We start from the raw sequence: 13,936 nt of genomic DNA, 5'->3' as shown, positions 1-13,936 counted from the left end.
GATACACCTTGCTAAATTCGGGAGCAGGGTGTATTCTTAGTCTAATATGTCAGTTAGTACTGACAGTCAACTTTTTGAAATGAGGAATATGATGATGGAGAGCAAATCGCTAAGTACCAGTGATAAACTCCTGACCGCTGCCATTGATCTGTTCGCAGAGAAGGGCTACAAGAGTGTGACCACCCAGGAGATTGCGGCGGCGGCAGGCTTAAGCGAGAAGACGCTGTTCCGCCAGTTCGGAACCAAGCTGAACCTGCTGGAGCGGGCCTTCGACCGGTTTCATTATACCGAAGATATGGCCAGGCTGTTCAAGGAGAGCATTGTATGGGATCTTCATACCGATCTGCTGCTGGTCAGCCGGACGTATCATGAGATTATGAACCGCAACCGGAAGATGAACATGATATTTATCAAGGAAGGGGATCAACTCCCCGGTCTTAAGGAGTATAGCAGAACCGCCCCGGAGCAGTTGATGCGGAATCTGACGGATTATTTCAAGGCCATGACCGAGCGGGGGAAGCTGATTCCCGGGAATCCCAGAGTGCAGGCTGTGCAATTTATGGTGATGAATTATGGCGCATTCCTGAACAATCTGGACGATGAGGGGAATTTCACTTCGGTGTCGCTGGAGGAATTCATCACGGCAAGTGTCCAGACCTTTACTAGGGCTTTAACACCCTAGTTGTTTTTTTGAATGAAATGACAGTAAGTACTGACTTACCTTATCGAATAGATATATGGAGAGAGGAGCACCACCTATGAAGAACCATGTTGTAGCCCCTGATATCAAAGGGAATGTGTTAATGCGCGCGCTCGTTTTTATCCTGGTGATTTCATCAATGAATGCGAATATGTTCAATATTGTGCTGCCGACGATCAGTAAGCAATTTGAATTATCTCCATCTCAGGTAAGCTGGGTCATTACCAGTTATATGATTGTATATGCTGTTGGTGCCGTTACCTTCGGCAAATTGACGGAGAAGTACCGGCTGAAGAACCTGTTGACCTATGGATTACTGCTCTTTGTCCTGGGGTCTATGGCTGGCGTTGCCGCCACCGAATACTGGATGATTATTGCGGGTCGTGTAATTCAGGCAGCCGGGGCTTCCGTGATCCCTGCTATGGCTATGATCATCCCGATCCGTTACTTTTCTCCCGAGAAAAGAGGCCGTGCGCTGGGTACGTCTGCCATTGGGATAGCCTTGGGTACCGCGCTGGGGCCGATTATTGCCGGTATGGTCATCAGCGCCTGGAGCTGGCGGATTCTGTTCCTCATTCCGTTGCTGTCGCTGCTGACACTGCCGGTCTACCGCAAATATCTGCAGGATGATGAATCAGGAAAGGCGGGTCCGATGGACTGGCTTGGCGGCATATTGCTGGCTGGGGCGGTAACGGCAACCTTATTGGCATTAACGAGCGGGAGCTTCCCGTTTGCGCTGGCAGCGGTTCTGATGCTCCTCCTGTTTATTCTGCGTATCCGCTCCGCTGCGGCTCCGTTTATCCATCCCGATATTTTCCGCAACAGGCAGTATTCGATCATCCTGATGATTACCTTCTGCATTACAGGAATCAGCTTCAGCTCTCCATATCTCATCCCGCAGCTGCTGACACTTGTAAACGGTCTGTCTCCCGCCTATGTCGGGATCATCATGCTGCCGGCAGCTATCGTTACCACGGTTCTGGGCCGTAAGGGCGGCAAGCTGGCAGATGAGCACGGGAATCCTCGGCTCGTGTATACGGCGGCATTGCTTTTAAGTATAGGCTTCCTGTGTTTGTCTTCCGTAGCTGGAGGCTCTGCGGTTCTGGTCTCCATCTCGCTGATCTTCTGTGTGCTGGGCCAGTCGTTCATGCAGATTGCTATGTCAAATACGGTTTCGCGGACGTTGACCCCAGAGCAGACAGGAGTGGGGATGGGGCTGTTCTCCATGCTCACCTTCATCTCAGCCGCTACATCGACGGCGGTCCTGGGCAAGGTGCTCGACTCCGGTGCCCCGGCAGCGGCGTTCAATCCTATACCTGGAAATGAGACTTCCTTTGTGTTTAGTAATATTTTTGCGGTGCTTGCTGTTCTGGTTATTGCGGTGAGCATGGTTTATTATGTGCAGTTTGGGCGCAAGGAGAGCAGATCATCCGGGACCATAAGCAGGGGCTTATAATAACAGCCCGGCCAGCCGGTGAATCCCCTGCTCAATCAAGGTCTCATCCACCTTGGCGAACCCCAGCACCCAACCCTTCCTGCGGCTCTCCAGACAGTAGTGTGCAAGCGGATATACCCGGATTCCCTGCTCCAGGGCTAACCGGGTCACGGCTTCCTCATCGTAGTCTGATTCTGCCTCAAGGAAGACATGCAGTCCCGTCTCTGCTCCGCTCAGGGTGAACCGCTCGGCTAGACCGCTTGCGGTTATCGCCTTGGTGATGGCCTCATGTCTGCGGCGGTACACATTGCGGACTCTGCGCATATGGCGCATGAAGTGCCCTTTTTGAATAAAATGGGTCAAGGTGAGCTGGTCCATCACCGGAAGGTGGCGGTAGGTCAGCTCCTGTACGCGGGCCAGCTGGGCAATGGCCCGCGCCGGGCCGACAATCGCCGAGATACGGATGGCCGGGGCGATCATTTTAGAGAAGCTCATCATATACAGGGTATTATTCGGCGCCTGGCTATAGAGCGTGGGCAGCGGGTCGCCACGGTAGCGGAATTCACTGTCATAGCCGTCTTCTATAATCCATAGCTGCTCCTGCACGGCCTGATGCAGCAACTGCTGCCTGCGCGGCTCTGACATCACGGAGCCTATGGCGCACTGGTGCGATGGAGTTACGAAGACCAGACGCGATTCCGTGTGAAGCTGGTCAACCACAAGGCCATGTCCGTCTACCGGGACAGGGGCTACGTGCATCCGCCGGTAATTCATCGCCATCCAGGCCGCAGGGAAGCCGGGATCTTCCACAGAGACGGTATCTCCTTCCGTGAGCAGGGATTGGGCAATCAGGTCAAGGCTGTGCTGCGCTCCTGAGGTCAACAGAATCTGATTGAGCTCAATCCGTATGCCCCGCTCAAGCAGCAAGTAACGCTGAATCTGTTCCCTGAGCGGCAGGAGACCATAGGGATTGCCGTAGGACCAATCGGATACGTCCATTGCGGCAGAGGCGTGAAGCAGAGATTGCCGCCAGTGGTTCTGGAAGGTCCTATCCACATAAGGCTCGTGGGGGGTGAAATCGATCATCACCTCCTGAGGCTGATGGCCTCCGAACCAGTCTTGCAGCTGATCTACCGCTGAGTTCAGCAGGGGAATTGAAGGTGGAACAGGTCCTTCCGGCACCGACTCCTCCTGTGCCGCTTCAGGAACCGGGTTCCATTGGCTTACCCGTGTTCCGCCCCGCCGGGAGGTTATGGTATACCCTCTGCTCAGCAGTTCCTCATAGACGAGCTGCACCGTGGAGCGGGAGACTCCAAGCTGCTCGGCGAGTTCACGGGAAGGGAGCAGCAGCTCACCCGGGGTCCAGATGCCTTGTGTAATATTGTGAATGGCCTGATTCAGCAGTTGCTGCCAGATCGGACTTGGGTCGTTGCGGTTGACGAACATTGTGAGAAGTCCCCTCCCGTTTGTTGTTTCGGTGCAGTGCCTAAATTATGGATTGGTCGAAACTATGTTCTTTGGATATTTTAGCACAATCCAATAGCTGATATACTACCGAATAACGTATACGCGGAGGACGCGGGAAGGAGAGGGTTCGATATGAATCCGGTTCGTTACAAGGTCAGGGAATGTAAGGATGAGGCGAGGATTGAACAGTTTTTGAAGCAGGCGAGAATTGGGTTTCTGGGATTAGCGGATGGTAATCTCCCGTATGTTGTGCCGCTTAACTATGTGTGGATGGACGGGAAGCTGTATATCCACGGGGCCGGGGATGGAAGACGCAATCAGGTGATGAGTGAGAACTCAGAGGTATGCTTCACAGTCTGTGAGGAGTATGGGACAATCACGAATCCCGTGCCCGCCAAGACGGATACTGCCTATATGAGCGTGATGGTCTTCGGGCAGGCAGAGCCAGTGACGGATCTGGATGAGGCTACGCAGGTCCTGCAGGAGATGATGAACAAGTATGTGCCCGGATACTATAACCGGCCTCTGTCCAAGCAGCATGTCGAGAAATATCGGTCTGCTGTGTACGGCGGGCCCGTACAAGTGTACCGGATCACTCCGCAGCATCTGACAGCCAAAGAGAATCCGGTTGAAGCAGAGAGTATGTACAAGGCAGGGACGAATGAAGGGCAGAGCGTGTAATAGCTGCACTCCAAACTAAATAGAGATGAGCCGCTTGGGCCGGTAACGGCCCGGGCTTGTTTGCGTTATGGCATGGGCGGAGTGTATGCGAAAAACCGAACACCATTGCGCGGGGCGGGGCGAGCGATGTGCTGGGGCGGATGTAATCGAAAAACCGATTACAATGCGCCGCGAGGGGGGGGATGGACGGAAATGTAAGTGGAAAACCGATTACAATGGGCCGGGTGGGCGCGCGTGGGCCAAATGTAATCGAAAAACCGATTACAATGCGCCGCGAGGAGGGCATGGACGGAAATGTAATCGAAAAACCGATCACAATGCACCGCGAGGAGGGCATGGACGGAAATGTAAGTGGAAAACCGAATACAATGGGCCGGGCAGGGGCGCGCGGACGGAAATGTAATCGAAAAACCGATCACAATGCGCCGCGAGGGGGGGATGGACGGAAATGTAAGTGGAAAACCGATTACAATGGGCCGCGAGGGGGGGATGGACGGAAATGTAAGTGGAAAACCGATTACAATGGGCCGGGTGGGGGCGCGTGGGCCAAATGTAATCGAAAAACCGATTACAATGCGCCGCGAGGGGGGCATGGACGGAAATGTAATCGAAAAACCGATTACAATGCGCCGCGAGAGGGGCATGGACGGAAATGTAAGTGGAAAACCGATTACAATGGGCCTGGTGGGGGCGCATGGGCCAAATGTAATCGAAAAATCGATTACATTTGGATGAGACTGCAGGTGGCATAGGATATGTACAGGATAGAGGGCCGTCAAAGTTGCTGTGAGCCCCAGGATATCGTATGGTTGAGTTAGAATAGCAAACAAAGGTAGTATAGAGAATATTAGTAGGATCGAGAATACAGGTAGGATCAAGCAGAAAGGATGAAGCAAATGTCCACAGATAACCAAGCTCTTCCCCCGGCTCCGATTACAGAACCCGGACGGTATGTCCTTGATCTGACGGGGCCCGGCAGCCACACGCTTGACCGCAAGCCCGGTATGGGCAGCTTATCAATCGGCCCCAGGGAATCGAAGCAACCAGCGGAGTTGCTGGTCGCTGCGGATGAGCGCATCAACTGGTCTGTCTTCGAGCCCTTCGCCACCCCGGCCGGCTCCCCTTGGCCGCGTTATCTGAGCTATACCGGCGGTGACACGGGCTTCCTGGAGTGGGCGGAGCGGCGGCCTATTGAGAGTATAAGCTGGACCCCGGTGCTGCCGGAGGCTACACCCTTGGACGGTAGCCGGGCGGATATCTATACCCTGGGTATCAAACTGGGTCCTCTGGCAAATGGACAGCTGAGCCTGGTTCTGCCGGAGAAGCTGTACAACCTGAGCCTGTCCGGCGATCTGACACGCTTCTCGGCTTCCGGCCATCTGCCGACTACGTTGGCCTTAGTACCGGATATGAGCCGGCGCAGCAGTGATGCGCCGTACCGGCTGCCGGATCTGGGTGAGCTGCAGGGTGTGACCAACCTGACGCTGAATAGCCCGCCGCTGGGCCAGCCCATCTCGCTTGCGGGTCTGGAGCAGTTCCCGAACCTGGAATCCCTGAGCTTGTGGGGCAGCTTCTGTGATCTTGACGCACTTGCACGCCTTAGCGGGCTGACCAGCCTGGAGCTCCGCTTCATGCCGGAGCTGGATGGCTTGCCTTCCCTGGATACGTGGCCGCTGCTGAACCGGTTCATTGCCTTCAATGTGGAAGAGGCCGGCGGCAAGCGTCTAAGACAACAGATGAAGGCGCGGGCCAAGGTGCGTCCTTGGGATGAGTATGCCTCGGTGAGCCAGCTGAGAAAGCCCGAGTGGTGGATAATCGAGTACGGCCGCCCGTTCTCCGCCTGGCCGAAGCGTCTGGCCAAGCTGGCGAACGAAGCCTACGATGCTGCACAAGCAGCTATGGCGGAGGCCCGCAATCTTGAAGAGGCGGAAGCAGCCATTACCGCCTTCACCCTGCGCTTCAATTCACTGAAGGGTATCGAGACTACCGAGAGGGAAGACCTTGGCGAAGCCGTATGGCAGCTCAGCCAGTCAGAGCACCAGATCGGGCAGCCTATAACAGAGGAAGCGGCGCAGGGCTGGTTCGATGCGGCCCGTGATTATTAATTAAAAAGTTTATAAAAATTAAGATAAATCTTAAAATTTAGTTTCATTAGTGATAAACTAGGATCAGGATTGATCCAAACGGTGTGTGACTTGGTCCGCGCTGGCTTGCTATGGCGCCTAAGCAGGAGTGCCTGCATCCTTCCTGCAAATCGTAGGGTAGAAGGACGGTATAATATGAGCAACCAACAAACAAAAACAGACGTTATTTTAATTGGTGCTGGAATCATGAGTGCAACACTTGGTTCACTGTTAAAGGAATTAGTACCGGATTGGCAAATAACCGTGTTTGAGCGGCGTGCGGGTGCCGGGGAGGAAAGTTCGGGGGAATGGAACAATGCGGGAACGGGGCATTCCTCACTCTGCGAGCTTAACTATACTACAGAGCAGCCGGACGGATCGATTGACATCAGCAAGGCGATTAAGGTGAACGAGGAATTTCAGTTCTCCAAGCAATTCTGGTCCTATCTGGTGAGCCAGAAACGAATACACAATCCGCAGGATTTCATTGTACCTGTGCCACATATGAGCTTTGTGGAAGGACAGAAGGACGTTGCATTTTTACAAAAACGATATGAAGCGCTTTCAAATAGTCCGCTATTTCAAGGCATGGAATTCTCCGATGACCCAAGGCAGCTGATGGAATGGATTCCGCTGATGATGAAGAACCGGAAGCTGGACCAGCCGATAGCGGCTACCAAAATCGATTCGGGAACGGATGTGAACTTCGGCGCCCTGACCCGTATGCTGTTCAACCACTTGCAGAGCAATAACACCGATATTAGGTATAATCATCAGGTGGATGACCTGAAGCGCGCGAAGGACGGCTCCTGGGAGCTGAAGGTGAAGAATCTCGCCAGCGGCGTAACAGAGCGTCATAACGCCAAGTTCGTCTTCATCGGCGGCGGGGGAGGAAGCCTGCATCTGCTGCAGAAATCCGGCATCCCGGAAGGTAAGAAGATTGGCGGATTCCCGGTAAGCGGACTGTTCATGGTCTGCAAGAAGCCGGAGATTGTAGCCCAGCATCATGCCAAGGTGTACGGTAAGGCTGCTGTAGGTGCGCCTCCGATGTCTGTTCCGCATCTGGATACCCGGGTGATCGATAAGCAGGAATCCCTGTTCTTCGGGCCGTTTGCCGGCTTCTCGCCCAAGTTCCTGAAATACGGCTCCATGTTCGATCTGATTACCTCGGTCAAGCCGGATAATCTGGTTACGATGCTTGCAGCAGGAGCGAAGAACCTGTCATTGACCAAGTATCTGATCGGGCAGGTCATGCTGTCCAAAGAACAGCGCATGGAAGCGCTGCGGGAGTTCATCCCGGATGCCAGCAGCGAGGATTGGGAGCTGGTGGTGGCGGGCCAGCGGGTGCAGATTATTAAGGATACAGCAGCCGGTAAAGGCATGCTTCAATTCGGAACGGAAGTGATCAGCAGCGCGGACGGCTCCATCGCCGCATTGCTGGGAGCCTCTCCAGGGGCGTCAACGGCCGTCTCTGTCATGCTGGAGGTAATCACCAAGTGCTTCCCGCAGCAGATCAAGGCCTGGGAGCCGAAGATCAAGCAGATGATTCCTGCCTACGGCATGTCCCTGTCGGCTAACCCGAAGCTATTGAACGACATTCATGCTTCCGCAGCGCACACGCTGGGCCTGACGAATGGAACAGATGGGCATGAGCCGCCAGCCGCGGTCAACCATCTGTAGGCAATAGAGAGCGTACGGCTGACCACCAGCCTGTCAGCTCTTATATACATGCAAAGAGGCCATCCCTTGGGATAGCCTCTTTGTCTTCCTGTGTCCATCTCTGAGTACTTCAAGGGCGATCAAGCCTTATGAGTCTTGAACAGCCGGATGGCCAGAATCAGAGCTACCGCTACAGCGGCGAGACCCGCCCAGTTCAGGTGGAGCACAGAGGTACGGCTGATCACATAGCCGCCTAGGCCCGATCCCAGCGCGAAGCCGAACTGGATGAAGGAAGTATTGACGCTCAGGGCCATATCCGGGTTCCGGGGAACCAGGGTGACCAGCAGGAGCTGTTGCGCGGGGGAGATGCTCCAGGTCCCCAGCATGAAGATCATCAGGATCAGGAGGAGGACGATCACATGAACGCCTGCCATTGCGAACAGGAGGAGCGTGGCTGCCTGTAACAGAAGTCCCGTAATTATGGTGAACTTCGATCCTTTGGAATCAGCCAATTGCCCGCCTAACTTGGAGCCCATGAAGCTGCAGACTCCCGCCAGGAAGAGCACCCCGCTGATTTCGGTCACAGACAGTGAGGATGCGGCCTGCAGGTAAGGGGTAATATAAGTGAAGAGTGTAGCGTAACCCCCTACATATAGTAAGGTGATCACCAGAGCAGTAACAATTCTGGAATCCTTCAGCACAGACAGCTGCATCCTGAGGGTGACGGCTTCTTTTTCTTTGATGGCAGGGACCTTGGCAGAGATGATGAACAGCGGAACAAGGCTCAGCCCCCCGACGATGATGAACAGAGCCCTCCACCCAAAGTGTTCACTGAAAAAAGTACCAGCCGGAACGCCCAGAACCAGCGAGCTGCTCAGTCCCATCAGAATAATGCCAATCGCATTGCCTCTGCGCTCCTTCTCCACGAGCCGTGTAGCTACAGCCATAGCGACTACGGTAGCTATGCCCCCGCTTGCCCCTTGGATAACCCGTACCCCCAGCATAGCTTCATAAGGCAGGTTCAGAAGCATCAGCCCGTTGCTGGCAATGAACACGCCGAGGGCGGTCATCAGCAGCTTTTTGCGGTCCATATTGAGGGTGAGTGCAATGAGAACCGGTGCAATAATCGCTGCGGACAGCGCGAATACAGTCACCATTAGCCCCACTTCGGAGGTGGATACGCTAAGATCTATCGCCATCATCTCAATGACGCCGGTAATAATATATTCAATCGTCCCGATCAGAAAAACGGCAAGTGCCAGAATATATATCGTCAATCGGTTATTCAAGTTCATTCGCTCCTTGTGGTTTCATATCCTTGTACATTCATAACGGAATCGGCCGCCGTTCTTGTCATCACTCTACGATGCTGCTAAGGTTAAGTCAAAGAAACGTTTCTGAATGGAACGTTCATTTTTTTTGAACAAAGGAGTGACAACAGATGGAATTGCGCCAACTTAAAACCTTCTATACGCTGGCTTCCACGCTCAATTTCGCCCGCGCCGCCGAAGCGCAGAACTACGTTCCCTCAACGGTTACGATGCAAATGAAGGCCCTGGAGGAAGAATTAGGAGTGAAGCTGGTGGACCGGCTCGGCAAAAATGTGACGTTAACCGATACCGGAAAAACGTTCCTGCGTTATGCGGATAACATCCTGTGTATGGTGGAGGAGGCGCAGCACGCGCTCAAGCAGCCCGGCGAGCTGACAGGGACCATCGTGATTAGCGCAGATGAGACATTATGCACCTACCGGCTCCCCGCTGTGTTGCAGAAGTTCCGGCAGCTTCATCCCGGAGTCCGCTTGATCTTCCTGCCGCTCGTGAGTCCAAGCCTCAGACAGAGTCTGCGGGACGGGGATGTTGATGTTATCTTCATGCTGGATGAAGTGAAGGGAGAGAGCGGATTTTGCGGAGAAAAAATAAGGGAGGAACGCTTCTGTCTCCTGGCTGCTCCCGATCATCCGCTGGCGTCGCGTCCGGCGCTGGCTATCGAGGATTTCCACGGTGAAACGTTCTTACTGACGGAGCAAGGGTGCTCCTACCGCAGCTTCTTCGAGCGCAGCCTGTCGCAGAAGGGGATGGCGGGCATTACGGAACTTGAGTTTCACAGCGCAGAAGCCATCAAACAATGTGCGAAGCTGGGCATGGGTATCGCCATCCTACCTGAAATGGCTGTAAGCGAAGAATTGAAGCGGGGGGAGCTGATCTCCCTGCCGTGGGATTTGACCGCAGTATCTTTTGCCACCCAAATGTTCTGGCATGAGGAGAAGTGGCTCTCCCCGGCAATTGAGGCTTTTCTCCGTCTGGCCCGGGATCTCGAATCCTCCCCTTGACCTTAGGTCTGACCCAGGGTGTATCGTAGAGATATTCCAAGCCGCAGTCCGGGGAGTGATTAGGATGAGAAATGAAATAACAATTAGTGAACTGGCCAAGCTGATGAATGTATCGGTTCACCAGATCCGGTATTTTGAAGAGAAGGGTGTTCTGCAGCCTGCTTATACCGGTGAGAATCAGTACAGAATGTACAGTATGGATCAAGTGTATCAGCTCGCGCATATCCTGCTGCTCCGCAAGCTTGAAGTGCCTGTTCAGTCGATTAATGAATGTATGGGCTATAGTCCGGAGCAGCATCGCGGGCTGCTGGAGCATTCTCTGGAGGGGATTGAGCAAGAGCTGCGCCGCCTCCGGGAGCTTCGGCAGTTCATCCGTAAAATGCTGGAGGAACAGCAGAGCTACAGCACCTCACCTGAGACCTTTCAGATCAAGAAGTGTAAGGCTACAAGACTTATGCAGGTGATGAAGCTGGATTCACACAGGAAGCTGAGTGCAGCGCTGCTTGCGGAGCAGGCGGCAGGGATACCGGATCTGTTCGAATCGGATATGTATTATGTGCTGGAGGAGCCGGGCGCTGTGACCTTGTGTCTGGAACAGCCGGAGGCGGGCGGAGTTATTTTACCGGAAGGGGAGTATCTGACTCTGCAATGTGTGGCCCGCGAGGAGGAGCTGGAGCAATGGACCGGCTGGCTGCTGGAGCATGCTGCTGCACAAGCGATTCCTCTCGCGGGACCGCTGGTGGTCATTGAACGTTCTTATCTCTCCCTGTTCGTTCAAGACAAGCTGCATTATGAGCTGAGGGCCTGCATCGACCCGGCTGCACCCGTGGAAGGGAGAGGTTCCGTATGAGAACGATGCCAACAGGTACAACGTCAATAAGCACAGCGCCAGTAACTATCGAACCTATGGAGGCGAGGTATAATCGTGCGGTGGGGGGGCTGCTGGCTCAAGCTTTTCAGGGGAAATTCCAGAACCGGATCAGGCTGAAGGAGGGAGAGCTGGCAGGGTGCTTCGAAATGCTGCTTCAGTATGCTCCGGGTGATCCCTATACACACAGAATGGTAGCTGTGCAGCAGGGCGAGGTGATTGGCAGCATCGCGATTAAGTGTACACCTGAAGCCCGCCTTTTGGGGAAAAGGCAGACGCCTCCGTTACCGCGAACCTCACAGCTATTAGGCAAACGGGGCATGATCAGAATGCTGATCGGCCTCTATGTACTAGACCATACCCCGGCAGCAGGCGAGTGTTATATTACCGACCTCGCGGTTCACCCGGAGCATCAGAACAAGGGGGTGGGAAGGCTGCTTGTAGAGTGGGCGCAGAAGCTTGTAGAAACCGACCCGGGACTGAATAGACTTAGCCTGCATGTATCAGCCGGTAATCCGCATGCCCGTCAGCTATACGGGAAGTGGTCCTTCCATACGGAGGCACGGGAGACTCGTTATACCCTGTATTTATTGTTCAATGAATTGCGCTGGGAATACATGGTTCAGAAGAGAGGCAGATGAAGAAATGAAGACAACGAAGAAACTATGGATTTCTCTGCTAATTATAGTGCCACTCCTTGGCGGTGCGGGGATATACATTGTGCAGCAGAACCGCTTTGAGATGACTGAGCAGGCCATCCGGATTGCGTCGCCCGAAGGCAAGTTGACGGGTACGCTGGTACTGCCTAAGGAGGCTTCGCAATCTTCCGGCAAGCTGGGACTTGTGCTCTTCATCCATGGGGACGGGCCGATTAATGCCTCGCATGATGACGGGTATAAGCCGCTATGGGAGCGGTTAGCCAGTCTGGGGTATGCCTCCTTGTCGCTGGATAAAAGAGGTATCGGTGGTTCCGCAGGCAATTGGCTGGATCAGAGTATAGATGACCGGGTGGAGGAAGCCCGCGAGGCTATCGCATGGGCCCGGAAGCAGCCGAATATCGATCCGGACCGGATCGGGGTGTGGGGTGCCAGTCAGGCAGGCTGGGTGATTCCCAAGCTGGCGGGCAAGGAGCCGCTCGCCTTCAGCATTCTGGTCTCACCGGCCATCAACTGGCTGCGCCAAGGAGCCTATCATACCCGGCAGCAGATGCTGCAGGAAGGGAAATCTGAGGCGGAAATCGCAGCCGAAGAGGCGGCTAACAACGAGGTTAGGCAGATTTTGGCGCGGAAGGCGGGCTATGAAGACTATCTGGCTGCGGTGAAGGAAGATGACCTGATGACGCGGGAACGGTGGACTTTTGTCAGCAAGAATTACCTGTCGGATGCCGGGCAGGATCTTAAGCAATTCCATTCCCCGGTGCTGTTGCTGCTGGGCCAGCAGGATATTCATGTAGACTGGCAGGAGACAGAGCAGGTGTACCGCAAGCTCGTCCAGCCGGAGCTGCTGAGCGTGGCGGTCTTCCCGGAGGCCGAGCATTCGATGCTGAGCAAGAAGACGGCGGATTCCAGCGTCAAGGCGCTCATGATCAGTCTCTTTGCCCCCCGCCATATCACAGTTCCGGGCTATATGGACCGGATTGGGGAATTCCTTAAGGAGCTGGACTAACAGCCTGCTCCCTTAGCACCGTAATTACTACGTATACCGGCTCATCATTTCAAGCAGATACTTACGGAATTCTTCACGGTAGGGCTTCGGCTCCATAATCTCCAGACGGGTGCCGAAGCCGGCCAGGAATTGATATCCGATCGGGTGCTGCGGAATATAGAACGTAGCCAGCAGTTGTTCAGCGTTATAGGCTTCGATGCTCTTGCGGCCGTACCGTTCAATGAATTGATCCTTAATTCCCGGCGAGATCAGCGCCTTCACTTCGGTTAACTGCGGCGGAACTTCAGGATCCTGTGCCTGATTCAGCATGCCCGCTCTGGGGCTGAAGGTCTGTTCCTTCCGCTCAAGCTGCTCCATCCGGGAGAGCTTGAACATCCGCGTCCCCATCCGCTCCAGGCAGAAGCCCTTCAGATACCAGCTCGATTCACTGAAATGAAGCTGATAGGGCTCCACTGTCCGTGTCGTCGGAGTGCCGGATCTGTCGGTGTAGCCGAAGGACAGCAGCCAGCTCCCGGCGATGGCCTCCTGGCAGGTCTTCAAGGCTCCGGCAAGCTCTGCGCGGCCCTCCCAATCATAGAAGGTAAGCTGAACTGACCCCTTAGGAGCGATTGGACTCACCATCGCTTCTATTTTTCGTAGCGTCATGGCAACGTCTTCGCTGATCAGAATTTGCTCCAGCCCGCCGAGCGCAGCCAGTATATTCTCCAGATCGGAACTGCTCAACAGGCGCTTATCCACCTTGTATTCTTCCATAATGCCATAGCCGCCCTGCACGCCGGGTGTGGCGTATATAGGTATGTGCGCCAGGCTGAGCGCTTCCATATCGCGGAGAATCGTCCGTTTGGACACGCCGAATAATTGGGCGAATTCACTGCTGGGCACAATGTCTTTTTTGAGCAGAATCATAATGATGGTAATCAGCCGTTCGACCTTGTCCATCCGCTTCCCTCTTTCTTGAGTTGAGTATGAAACGGTGACATACAGCCGTCACCTATCGTGTATTATA

At 54.3% G+C, this 13,936-nt stretch carries 13 protein-coding genes; 10 read left to right on the top strand and 3 right to left on the bottom strand.

From position 1 onward, the window contains the following. Positions 1-91 precede the first annotated feature (91 nt). Positions 92-682 (top strand): TetR/AcrR family transcriptional regulator, encoded by a 591-nt coding sequence (locus MKY12_RS31185; protein WP_339315016.1) that lies wholly within the window; start codon positions 92-94, stop codon positions 680-682. 76 nt (positions 683-758) lie between these two features. Beyond that, positions 759-2,156: an MFS transporter gene (locus MKY12_RS31180; protein ID WP_339312142.1), complete on the top strand. Its 1,398-nt coding sequence runs from the start codon at positions 759-761 to the stop codon at positions 2,154-2,156. On the opposite strand, the gene MKY12_RS31175 is transcribed toward MKY12_RS31180, so the two are convergent. Continuing rightward, positions 2,151-3,581, bottom strand: a complete 1,431-nt coding sequence (locus MKY12_RS31175; RefSeq protein WP_339312140.1) for a PLP-dependent aminotransferase family protein — start codon at positions 3,579-3,581, stop codon at positions 2,151-2,153. The two genes, MKY12_RS31180 and MKY12_RS31175, sit on opposite strands and share 6 nt — an antisense overlap. Positions 3,582-3,734: 153 nt before the next feature. On the opposite strand from MKY12_RS31175, the gene MKY12_RS31170 reads away from it, so the two are divergent. The 4 genes from MKY12_RS31170 (at position 3,735) to MKY12_RS31155 (ending at position 8,086) form a co-directional block, all read left to right on the top strand. Next, complete coding sequence (locus MKY12_RS31170; RefSeq protein WP_209868961.1) at positions 3,735-4,283, top strand: pyridoxamine 5'-phosphate oxidase family protein; 549 nt, start codon at positions 3,735-3,737, stop codon at positions 4,281-4,283. 351 nt (positions 4,284-4,634) lie between these two features. Beyond that, entirely contained in the window at positions 4,635-5,018 is a 384-nt protein-coding gene (locus tag MKY12_RS31165; RefSeq protein ID WP_339312139.1) for a hypothetical protein, read from the top strand. Positions 5,019-5,179: 161 nt separating this feature from the next. Then, positions 5,180-6,388 carry a hypothetical protein gene (locus MKY12_RS31160; protein ID WP_339312137.1) on the top strand — a complete coding sequence of 403 codons (1,209 nt, stop codon included), beginning with the start codon at positions 5,180-5,182 and terminating at the stop codon, positions 6,386-6,388. Positions 6,389-6,562: 174 nt separating this feature from the next. After that, on the top strand, positions 6,563-8,086 hold the full coding sequence (locus MKY12_RS31155) for a malate:quinone oxidoreductase (RefSeq protein ID WP_036722930.1): 1,524 nt from the start codon (positions 6,563-6,565) through the stop codon (positions 8,084-8,086). A gap of 119 nt (positions 8,087-8,205) precedes the next feature. Here the strand turns inward: MKY12_RS31155 and MKY12_RS31150 are convergent, their stop codons facing one another. Beyond that, positions 8,206-9,354 carry an MFS transporter gene (locus MKY12_RS31150; RefSeq protein ID WP_339312136.1) on the bottom strand — a complete coding sequence of 383 codons (1,149 nt, stop codon included), beginning with the start codon at positions 9,352-9,354 and terminating at the stop codon, positions 8,206-8,208. 152 nt (positions 9,355-9,506) lie between these two features. Here MKY12_RS31150 and MKY12_RS31145 point away from each other — a divergent pair, with 152 nt between their 5' ends. From MKY12_RS31145 to MKY12_RS31130, 4 genes are all read left to right on the top strand, one after another. After that, entirely contained in the window at positions 9,507-10,397 is an 891-nt protein-coding gene (locus tag MKY12_RS31145; protein WP_036722928.1) for a LysR family transcriptional regulator, read from the top strand. Between the two features lie 64 nt (positions 10,398-10,461). Beyond that, positions 10,462-11,247, top strand: a complete 786-nt coding sequence (locus MKY12_RS31140; RefSeq protein ID WP_339312135.1) for a MerR family transcriptional regulator — start codon at positions 10,462-10,464, stop codon at positions 11,245-11,247. Then, a complete protein-coding gene (locus MKY12_RS31135) occupies positions 11,244-11,906 on the top strand; it encodes a GNAT family N-acetyltransferase (protein ID WP_339312134.1) in 663 nt (220 codons plus the stop codon). Before MKY12_RS31140 ends, MKY12_RS31135 begins: the two co-directional genes overlap by 4 nt. Positions 11,907-11,910: 4 nt before the next feature. Continuing rightward, positions 11,911-12,930 carry an alpha/beta fold hydrolase gene (locus MKY12_RS31130; protein WP_339312133.1) on the top strand — a complete coding sequence of 340 codons (1,020 nt, stop codon included), beginning with the start codon at positions 11,911-11,913 and terminating at the stop codon, positions 12,928-12,930. Between the two features lie 27 nt (positions 12,931-12,957). Here MKY12_RS31130 and MKY12_RS31125 read toward each other — a convergent pair whose 3' ends face one another. Then, positions 12,958-13,869 (bottom strand): YafY family protein, encoded by a 912-nt coding sequence (locus tag MKY12_RS31125; protein ID WP_339312132.1) that lies wholly within the window; start codon positions 13,867-13,869, stop codon positions 12,958-12,960. Positions 13,870-13,936 lie beyond the last annotated feature (67 nt).

The sequence above is a fragment of the Paenibacillus sp. FSL M7-0896 genome (genome assembly GCF_037975415.1).
GTDB classification, from domain to species: domain Bacteria; phylum Bacillota; class Bacilli; order Paenibacillales; family Paenibacillaceae; genus Paenibacillus_AQ; species Paenibacillus_AQ silagei.
This window is presented reverse-complemented; position numbering and strand designations above follow the sequence as displayed.